The 10,303-nt window shown below is 32.4% G+C and carries 12 protein-coding genes and 1 pseudogene; all 13 read right to left on the bottom strand.

The window, feature by feature from the left end; genetic code table 11:
• Positions 1–526: pseudogene (locus RTP52_RS16325) on the bottom strand (hypothetical protein); the annotation flags it as partial.
• A 279-nt stretch (positions 527–805) separates the two neighbouring features.
• Positions 806–1,795 (bottom strand): effector binding domain-containing protein, encoded by a 990-nt coding sequence (locus RTP52_RS16330; protein ID WP_312372513.1) that lies wholly within the window; start codon positions 1,793–1,795, stop codon positions 806–808.
• 56 nt (positions 1,796–1,851) lie between these two features.
• Positions 1,852–2,043: a helix-turn-helix transcriptional regulator gene (locus RTP52_RS16335; RefSeq protein WP_312372514.1), complete on the bottom strand. Its 192-nt coding sequence runs from the start codon at positions 2,041–2,043 to the stop codon at positions 1,852–1,854.
• A 9-nt stretch (positions 2,044–2,052) separates the two neighbouring features.
• Positions 2,053–2,544, bottom strand: coding sequence for a hypothetical protein (locus tag RTP52_RS16340; RefSeq protein ID WP_312372515.1), 492 nt, complete (start codon positions 2,542–2,544; stop codon positions 2,053–2,055).
• A gap of 452 nt (positions 2,545–2,996) precedes the next feature.
• Positions 2,997–3,950 (bottom strand): methionyl-tRNA formyltransferase, encoded by a 954-nt coding sequence (gene fmt, locus RTP52_RS16345; protein WP_312372516.1) that lies wholly within the window; start codon positions 3,948–3,950, stop codon positions 2,997–2,999.
• 117 nt (positions 3,951–4,067) lie between these two features.
• Complete coding sequence (locus tag RTP52_RS16350; RefSeq protein ID WP_312372518.1) at positions 4,068–4,949, bottom strand: GNAT family N-acetyltransferase; 882 nt, start codon at positions 4,947–4,949, stop codon at positions 4,068–4,070.
• 150 nt (positions 4,950–5,099) lie between these two features.
• Positions 5,100–6,293, bottom strand: coding sequence for an RtcB family protein (locus RTP52_RS16355; RefSeq protein WP_312372519.1), 1,194 nt, complete (start codon positions 6,291–6,293; stop codon positions 5,100–5,102).
• A 156-nt stretch (positions 6,294–6,449) separates the two neighbouring features.
• A complete protein-coding gene (locus tag RTP52_RS16360) occupies positions 6,450–6,602 on the bottom strand; it encodes a hypothetical protein (protein WP_312372521.1) in 153 nt (50 codons plus the stop codon).
• A gap of 54 nt (positions 6,603–6,656) precedes the next feature.
• Positions 6,657–7,142, bottom strand: coding sequence for a hypothetical protein (locus RTP52_RS16365; protein WP_312372523.1), 486 nt, complete (start codon positions 7,140–7,142; stop codon positions 6,657–6,659).
• A 254-nt stretch (positions 7,143–7,396) separates the two neighbouring features.
• A complete protein-coding gene (locus tag RTP52_RS16370; protein WP_312372525.1) occupies positions 7,397–7,924 on the bottom strand; it encodes a GNAT family N-acetyltransferase in 528 nt (175 codons plus the stop codon).
• A 307-nt stretch (positions 7,925–8,231) separates the two neighbouring features.
• Positions 8,232–8,618 (bottom strand): VOC family protein, encoded by a 387-nt coding sequence (locus RTP52_RS16375; protein WP_312372527.1) that lies wholly within the window; start codon positions 8,616–8,618, stop codon positions 8,232–8,234.
• 33 nt (positions 8,619–8,651) lie between these two features.
• Positions 8,652–9,143: a helix-turn-helix transcriptional regulator gene (locus RTP52_RS16380; RefSeq protein ID WP_312372529.1), complete on the bottom strand. Its 492-nt coding sequence runs from the start codon at positions 9,141–9,143 to the stop codon at positions 8,652–8,654.
• A partial coding sequence (locus tag RTP52_RS16385) for an ABC transporter permease (protein WP_312372531.1) occupies positions 9,136–10,303 on the bottom strand: 1,168 nt, incomplete at its 5' end. The genes RTP52_RS16385 and RTP52_RS16380, both read right to left, overlap by 8 nt.

Genomic DNA, 10,303 nt, shown 5'->3' on the forward strand with positions numbered 1-10,303 from the left:
AATTTAAACCAGGCCACCAAAGATTCTCCATTAAGAAATCAAATTGATAGTTTTTACCCTCCAACAATTCATTTATTAACGTACAGGAGACATCAATAACTTCCTCATCCGAATGAATAAATCTACCAGTAAACGTTTCATCAATCGAAATATCACAAATATGAAATACAACATACTTAGCTCCAATACGATCTGCAAACTCCAATTGATCTTTATATGCTTTTAATATGGCAGATTTTTCTGTACCACCATAGATTTGTTCCACTACTTCCATGGTTCCATAATCTTTTAATACCTTATCCATGTCACCTTTGTAAAAGTCCACCCATGTATTAAAAAACGGAAGATGTATTCCCATAATCATATCCTGATGAAGATAATTTTCTTGTAAATCTTGTACTTTTTGTAATTCAATCCCGTCTATTCCATACTTTGAGTAAAATTGAATTAAATCTTCTTTATCAGTAAAACGTTCAAGTTCTGAGTCGTAATTAACCAAATTAATCATTCGGAACATTTTAATCACCAAATAGTTTCCTAATATTTTTATTTATTTACTTTATGCTACTATTGTTTATAATATCCATTTTGTTAAATACAAGTCCTAGATTTTATGTTACTCATTTTTCTATTCTTACTAAGATCATTACACCATTTGCAACCAACAAAATATGAACCAAAAGATATAGGATGTTGCACGATAGAAAAACTCTATTTTGTGACAACCCCTACTGGATAAGGTTTCTTATCTAATTATCCAGTAGGGGCTACTATTTATCTTAAGCTCAATTTTTTACTATACTTATTACTTCTTCGCCTTCCTAATTGGAACCATCAGATCAAGCTGGATAAATTTCTGCTCTTCCCCAGATCGTGCGTAATACAGAGGAGCATTTAAATGTTCCTCTAGTGCACCATCCATTCCTAGCGGCTCTCTTCTATCATAATCGTATTCCTGGCTAGCTTCGACCCATTTCCATAAGAGGGGCCATTTTTCGAAATCACCCATCTTAATGCAATACACTGCATACATGCCACCCTCGAGCATCTTCTTCTCCAGTGGCTTGGGTACATCAAATTCTTCTGGAATTGTTACGCAGAATTCATATCCATAAACTTCACCTAGACGTTTAGGACTCGGATTGTTAAAGCCAAATACTCTTAGACCTTTATTGGTTTCATTTAATTTCTGTTCTTTTACAAACTGATTCAGGATTGACTGAGCTTGATCCTCAGGGTTTTCTCCTATGTAATGTGCACTAGCCACAGTTACTGACGGCAAATAAATTATCCTTACTTCTTCATCCCTTAACCTCTGAATAGTTTCATTCACTTTGTTTAAATCTTCCATTCTAACTTTTTCCTCCTTAAGCTTTGTTTTCATCAGAGGCAGTGACTGGATAGTTTCCAATAACACATCATTTTTAACCACTCCTAGCATTCCAAGTTCCGTTATACTTTCACGCAGTTGCAAAAGCAATGTTTCATACAGATAACGAATTGTATCTAGAGCTTTTATTTCCTCATTCACATCCTTAAGGCATTCTTCGAATACCTCAATTGCAATGATGGCCTGGTTATTTTGCAGGATTCTTGCGATATCCTGAAGCTTAATTCGAAGCTTTCTTAACAAGATAATCTGCTGTAGACGTCTTACAGTAGCATCGTCATAAGTTCGATAAGCATAATCTTCCTTCTTCACGCTCTCAATTAATCCGATTTCTTCGTAATAACGAAGTGTCCGTGTGGTAACCCCATAGGCCTTGGACAACTGGCTGATTGTCATTGTTTCCATGTATCTCCCTCCTTACAAAAAGGATTCTATCTCTTTACGTCGCGTCAAAGTCAAGGCTAATACCAAAACAATTCATCTAATGTCTTATGCAATGCCTTACATATTGCAATACACAAATTAATGGTTGGATTATAATCCCCTTTTTCAATTAAAGAGATTGTCTGTCTCGATACCCCAACCAAATCCGCAAGCTGCTGTTGTGAAAGGTCCATAGCGACTCGAGCCGACTTTAATTTTAAATTCTTCACGACATTCTCCTATTCACTTTGCCTATTCATAGTAAGCTTCTTTACCAACAGTACAATAACTAAATACATGAATAAAATTGCACAAAGTAAATTTAAGCAATGATAAGTAATCACACCATCCACAAAAATTTTACCGTGAAATAAATTACCAAGTCCAGGCACTAAATTAAAAATTGCAATTCCTACAAAAGTAATCATCATCTTCTTCTTATCTTCATTCAGTGGAAAATAGGCATCCTTCCAAATACAATATGAGAAATGGTATGCAACCGCAATTATAATTCCCGTAAACATTACCGTCGTTTTATCAACTTTATCTTCCACAATTGAACTGAAACCATAGATTATATAGTAAGCAATCATAATATAGAAGCTAATCATATATGCCCTTCCTCTAATTAATGCCTGCCTCTCATCGTACTTTTTCGTTGACAATAGAATAAACGCTAGCAGAAGACCAAATAAAACTCCAAATAAAACCATACTAAAAATTCCATTCATATGCTTTCCTCCAATTACGTTGTAATATTTTTTTTGTTTCCTTTATAATATACTTATTTCTCCATAATGTCAATTATATCTTACATTTTATCATTTATACATTCCTTTATGTAATATTTCATATGTCTAAACTTTTAAAGAGGCTCAATAGTAAAGCAAAATGCCATTTTGTAATCCGAGATGCAATGTTTGTAACTGACAACTAAATATTTGTAAACGAAATGCCACTTTTGTAATCGAAATGCAGGCTTTGTAAACGAAATGCAGGTTTTTGTAATCAGAATGCAGCTTGATTTTCAATTTTTTTGCCGTATGATAGACAAACAGGTAATGCAAAAAGGAAGTGGATTCTCTCTCGATTTTTTGTAATCGAAGAATTCACTTCCTGATTTCATTTCTATATGAGCTGTTGGCGGTACTAATCGCAATTATATATGAGGGCTACTCATAAATCACCTGAATACCTTACCAATTAAATTGTTTTTTTCTTGAAAACCATTAAAATAATCTTTTACACTCATTTTTTTCTTACCTGACGGTTTTATTGTTTTTAAAATAATTTCCCCATCAGATACCTTAATTCCTATTCCATCCTTGTATAATTTTACTATTTCCCCATTTGATTTTTCCTTATAAATATCTTCACCTATAATAATTTCGTATATTTTTATTTCTTCATCATCTAAAACTGCATAAGATACTGGCCATGGGTTAAGTCCTCTTATGTGGTTAAAAACTTCTATTTTTGTTTTATTGAAATCTATATGTTCATCTTCTCTTGATATATTATAACCAAAGGTTACTTCTTCTTCATTTTGGACTATTCTATTTATTTGTCCACTTATAATATTTGGTAACGTTTCTATTAATAATTCTGCACCTAATAGGCTTAATTTATCATGTAACGTACCTACATTATCAGTTTTTTCTATTTCAATGCTTTTTTGGCTTATTATATCACCATTATCCATTTTTAATCCCATATACATTATGGTAATACCTGTAGTGGTATATCCATCAATAATAGCTTTATGAATAGGTGCTCCTCCTCTTAATTTTGGAAGAAGTGATGCATGAACATTTATACAACCATATTTAGGATAATCTAATATCTCTTTTGGGAGAAATTGACCATACGCACAAGTTATAATGATATCAGGATTTAAATCTATTATACTTTGATATTCATTTCTTATTTTAGTTGGTTGTATTACTTTTATATTGTTTTCAAGTGCCACCTTTTTTACAGCTGATTCTGTCAATACTTGTTTTCTACCAACTAATTTATCTGGTTTAGTTACTACTCCTATTACATTAGTAGTATAAACTAAGCTATTAAGTACATTTACACTAAAATCAGGTGTACCCATAAATATTACTTTCAAATTTTTCATTATTTCACTCATCTTTTATGCAATTCCTCTCAAAATATAAATAATCTCCATTTCGCATTTGTATACTATAGCAAATTACATAGATCCGCCATCACCACAAGGATACATCAGTTCCCTCCGTTTACATGATTATTGAACAGTGTATATTAGATTGCAATAGCTTGGACCAGAAGTAAAACCAAGTTTATTATATAACTGTTCTGCTGGATTTCCGACCATTACACCTAACGTAATAACTGGAGAAATAGTGTGCGCAGTGTTAATAGTTCTAAGCATCATAGATTCTGCGATTCCTCTTTTACGAAATTCTGGTAATACAGAAACTTGATGAATAGTTGAAAAGTTATTCGGTGAATCAGGATATATGCCTGCAATACATACCCCCACTAATTCATGATTATCAATACTTTTTACCAATGTACTTAAGTGTAACGTTTTAGTTTGTGAAAATGCTTGAAATCGCATGTTAATTGCTTTTTCGATTTCTTCTTTATCTGGTGTTTTGGACTTTGATGTATAACCCGTGGAATGTGCTGTAAAAACAGTCTGTACAATGTAGGGTATATCATTTTCTAAAAGTTCAGTAAAATAGAAATTCCCTTTAAGACCAACATCACTCTGCTCTGTTGGCCGAAGCATTATACGTTGAGTCATTTTAATAGTTGCTGAAAATTGTTCAGTAAGGATCTCAACATCCGCTTTGGATATATTAGATAGATACAATTCATCCTTACAGCAGATTTCGGAAGCATAATCCAACACAATTTTCCAAAACAAAAGCCTGTCGATAAATGGTGGGAACATAAAAGGATTACTTATTTGATTGTCTAATAATGAAAATCCACCAACTAATTTATCTTTAAGAAATACAAAATATCCATTTTCGTTTGATTTAAGCACATTCATTCGCTCGTTCCAATCAAGCCTCATAAATATATTGCAATCTGAGTAAATAGCATGGTAGATGCCATATTGCTTCTTGTCTACTTGAGTAAAAGTATATTTATCCATTATATTAATCACCACCTAATGTATTTTATCTTTACCACTTGAGTTATACGATCCAGAAATTCCATCAACTCGCCCCTTTCAATTGTAGTATACAGATACGCTAAAGCAAAATCCTAGCAATATTAAATCATTTTTGCTAGGATTCAATTATTATTCACATGCTTTAAAATTATAAATTGGTTTTATGACATCAATAATTTCAACAGTATCTTTAATATTTTCAATAATCTCTTCTATTGGTTTATAAACCATAGGAGCTTCGTCAATAGTTCCTTCATTTACAGACGTTGTAAAAATGCCACTCATTGACCTTTTATATTCTTCTATATCTACGACCTCTTTTGCCTTTGATCTACTCATAATTCTACCGGCACCATGAGGAGCTGATTGATTCCAATCGCCATTTCCTAGACCTTTTCCTAATATACAACCATCTCTCATGTTAATAGGAATTAAAAGTAACTCATCTTTCTTTGCGGAAATAGCACCTTTTCTAACCAAATTACTGTCATGTTCTATATAATTATGAATCGTTTGAAATGTTTGTTGTTTCATCCATCCCATTTTATCGATAATTATATTAGCCATAGTAATCCGATTTATTTCAGCGTACTCTTGACAAATCTTCATATCATGAAGATATCTATTTCTGTATTCACCTGTAAGGTAACAAAGTTCCTTTGGAATATTTAACGGATTCGGACTAAACTTTCTGTGCAGCTCTTTTATGGCGGATTGTATTTCTTTTCTTTTGCCTTTTGCTTTATACTCCACGATTAACTCTTCTTGCATCTTATAAAGTTCATCTTTTCCTTGCATTATTTCAACGGCTAGATTTTGATAATATTCAGCTACCTGTTTGCCTAGGTTTCTACTTCCTGAATGGATGATTAAATATTTGTTATTTTCAGAATCAGTGTCAATTTCAATAAAGTGGTTCCCTCCGCCTAAAGTACCTATACTGCGCTCAAGTCTTCTTGTATCCTTTAACTCTCTGTAACAATATAAGTCTTGGATTTTTTCATATTTAACTTGCCTACCTTCATGAACATTCTTTCCATTTGGAATATACTTTCTTATTACATCATCAAGTTTTCGCAAGTCAATTTCTTTTTCTCTTAGTTTTACAGTAAGCATTCCGCAGCCGATATCAACTCCTACTATATTAGGAATTACTTTATCACCTAAATCTGCCGTGAACCCTATAACGCAACCTGCTCCCGCGTGAACGTCGGGCATAATTCTAACTTTACATTCTGAAAACGCCGGTTGTTTAATTAATGTATATATCTGATTTAATGCTTCCGGCTCAATATTTTCTGTAAATATTTTTAAATCGTTCATTTATTTTTTCTCCAATCCTTTAGATAAAACAATCCTTTCATAACTTAGGATCGTAATACTTTTCTCTATATAGTCTTCTCGATATTTTTAAAATGACTTAACCTTTTTATTTAAAATTACTTTTATACCAGCCATACTTATTGCCGTATGGAAAACTTAACTGAGATTATCAATTAACCCCTCATCTTTTGATTGTTGTATAGAATGATTTATTTCTTTAGCAACCTCACCGCATTCCTCTAATAACCTTGTAGCCATTTGAAAGGGCTCGACACCTTTAGGGAATCTTTTGTTTGATGCTTCAACCATTTTATAAATCTGTCCACCTTATTTTAACTTCCTCTAACTTATTACTGTCATGTTCTATTTGTGAAATATTGTTTCTAATTGTGTTTGTACAGGTAATTTTTCCTTTAGTATAGTAATAACTTTATCATAATCACTCTTTTTAAAACAGAACGTCTGTTGCATAAAACCACCAGATAACTTAATCTTTATATCCTTGGATTCAATTACTATAATCTTCTCAATTTCATCCCATGATATTCTTTCTTTATATTTATACATTGATAAGAAGCCTTCTGGTGTAATTCCTTGTGCAAGCCACATAGTTACAAACATAAGAGTTCCTAATATCCCTATTACATAATGAATCCAAGTATTTGCAAATAAATATATGATAGCTATAAAAACAATCGATGCAATAGCAATTTCTACATATTTTTTTCTTGTTTGGATTATTATTTCTTTCATACGTTTTAATCTTTGTATAATAATAGCCATAAAAAATAATGGAATGCCAATATTAATAAATATACCCATTAAAATATCTCCTTTAGCAAATAACAAAATAAAAACCCTCCAGTTAATAATATACCTAATTTTCCCATGCTTCAATTATAATAATTATAAATTTAGAAAGATAGCTACCAACAGCTACCCCTCGTCTACTTCGCAATATCATTCTATATGAATACATAATTCTAGCTTTACATTCTGAAAACGCTGGTTGCTTAATTAATGTTTATATCTTATTTTAATGCTTCCATTTCAATCATTCTTGATAGACCAAACATTTATTGGGCTTTTGTAGCTTCAAAATCTCATAATATACACTGATAAAGCTTAAATAAATCTAATCCATATTCACTATATCCTAAATCAACTGTGTCAATATACTGAAAGCCACAGCTTTCATAAAGTCTTATAGCTGGAATGTTTTTTTGATAGACATCCAACCGAATAGCTTTCATTTTCATTTCCTCTGCATACTCAAGAATAAAATTCATTATCTGCTTTCCAACATGTTTGTTTAAATATTCTGGATGAACTGCAAATGTATAAATAACAAGAATATTACTATAATCCCAATCTGATTGCCAATTTACCAGTGCATAAGCCGATTCAGGTCGATGCCTAAGAATCACAGTACCAACAATCTTACCTTCTGTACGTGCAACAAGCAAGTTACCTTCTTCAATTCCCTCAACTGCATCATCCCGTGTTGGATAAACATTCTTTTTCCAGCCTGGATAATTTGTGTGGCAAGCTAGAAAGTCATTTAAGTCATCATAAAGTCTTCCCAATTCGTCTGCGTCGCGTAGTGTACCCTTTTCAATTATTAACTTCATATTTATCCTCAATCCTTGTTTATAATTCCATTATGTACCATATTATATTATTTTTCATCGTTTTACAACTGCATTTACACTTATATAAATCCAAATTAACTCACTAGCTCTCTTGCATAAGACTTATGATTTTAACGTCTCAATCATAAACTAGTTAATAGAAGGTGTAGTAATCTTTAATACAATAATGGCTTATATAGATGCAAGAATCATCTATATAAGCCACTTTCTATATTTACTAAATTCATAATACCTTATCAAATCAGATTCTCTGATTGATATTTTTTTTCCCCTTTCATATAACTCATTATTTTCTATTTCTTTCAGCCACCGCAAAATAATTCTGTTCACTATCTGCAAAATGAAAAGTTTTACCTATTGGCATAGTTACTATTTCACCCACAAAAACATTATTACTAGATAACTTGGCATGTAATGATTCTATATCTTCTGTGAAAAATAATAACGACGGTGCTTCTAAATTTGCCCCCGATCCCATTTTTGCGATTACTTCCTTGTTGTGAAGTACGATAGATGTTTGCGAATCCTTTTGTGGAGCAATCTCAATCCACCTCATCCCTTCACCATTATCCTCTTCTGATATTACAGTAAAACCTACCTTCTCAGTCCAGAATTTTACAGATTCATCTTGGTTATTCACATAAACCATAACTTGACCTAATGTGCTAATCATAAAATAACCTCCATAATTATTTCTTTTACCGCCCTAAATAAAAACAATTTCATCGTTTCTGTATTCACTCGGAGTACAACCTTTATATTTTTTGAAAATTTCAGAAAAATAACTGAGTCCATGGAAACCGCAATTATAGGCAATCTCTGTTACTGATAAATCGGAATTACGGAGCATGTCCATGCTCATCTCTAAACGGTAAGTATTGAGAAATTCCATAGGTGTTTTATTTAAATATTCCCGAAAAATCTGACAGCATTTTGTGCGACTGATACATCCGGAACGTGCGATGTCTTCTAATGTTAACCGTTCAGCAGCATTTTCATAGATGTAGCACATCATCTGTTTCTGTGTGTGAATATCAGGAGAAAAAGATGATTTTGACTCAAATGAATTAACCGATAAAATCTGGTATAAATCTATCCACATTGAACATAAAAGACTGACAGCAGATAGTTCATAACAAGGTGATTTTTTCTGATATAACTGGTAGATTCTTTCTAAAACGGAAATTAACCTATCCAACCTGATGATTTTTAAATCCACGGTACGCAAATGGTAAAATAATCAAGGAACCAACGATAGCAAATCCAACATAAGTGATGGCTGGCGTTAATACGATACCCCTAAATTTAAATAGGTATGGCGAGAAAATAGCTACTACGGTACATGCCTTAGTAGGAAATATTTGAAGTATTTGATACAAAGTTCGATGTATCGGTGAAACATTAATAATACTAGGTGCTATTAATACAACAAAAGATAGTATGATAACTGGAAATGATGATTTGAACAATGATGAAAATAGTAACGTTAGCATTGCGAAAAATATTGACATTACAAGTACAACACCTATAGAAATCATCGTAGCTTCCAATAATGTTACAGGATAAGTGGATGATACATTCATGGATTGTATTGCCATATTCCCTCCCGTACTACCAAAAATGCTGAATAGCCCGATTACTGCAATCGACAATGTAATGATTGTGATCCCCAGCGCAAGAGTTATTCCTGTAAATATTTTTGCGATAATTTCTTTATTCTTTCCGAATCTAGTTGATAATAAAAGATAGTCTGTTCTGTTTTGATATTCATCTGCAAAAATAGGTGCTATACAAATGGCTATAACCGCCAATATTACTAAGGATAGTATCTGAAATAGAAACAGAAACTGTTCATATCCAGCACTATAATCATAGTGAAAAGGAATCTTTACCCTAGAAAGCATCTCCATATGCTTTTCTTTCTCATCTTGTGACAAGGTAGTATTCCCAATAATTGAGTCTGTGGCATATTGATTTACTTTTTTATAGAAATCTTTCGCGTCCTGTGGCCTTAATGTATCAATTGGCAAGACACTATTCACGTTAACAATGGTAAAGCCATTTGTGGACAACGTTTCAGCATTAGTCTCATATACATTGTTGATTGTATCAACAATGTCTTCATAAGGTAAGACATATTTAATATAAGCTTCTGGCTTAAGATGTTTACCGTATTCATTAATCAAATAGTTATCATCATTGGCCATCATAATTGCATTTTGCTCTATTGCTTCGCCAATCAGTTCTTCATCCATAACGCCTGCCTTAAAATGTATGGTATCCTTATTTCTCTTGATAGCATCCAACATAGAGACTTTCTCACCGGAGTACCAATTTTCACTTCCTAAAATATTGCCT

Origin of the sequence: Lachnoclostridium sp. (assembly GCF_031997925.1) — a bacterium.
In the GTDB taxonomy this organism is placed as follows: Bacteria; Bacillota; Clostridia; order Lachnospirales; family Lachnospiraceae; genus Lachnoclostridium.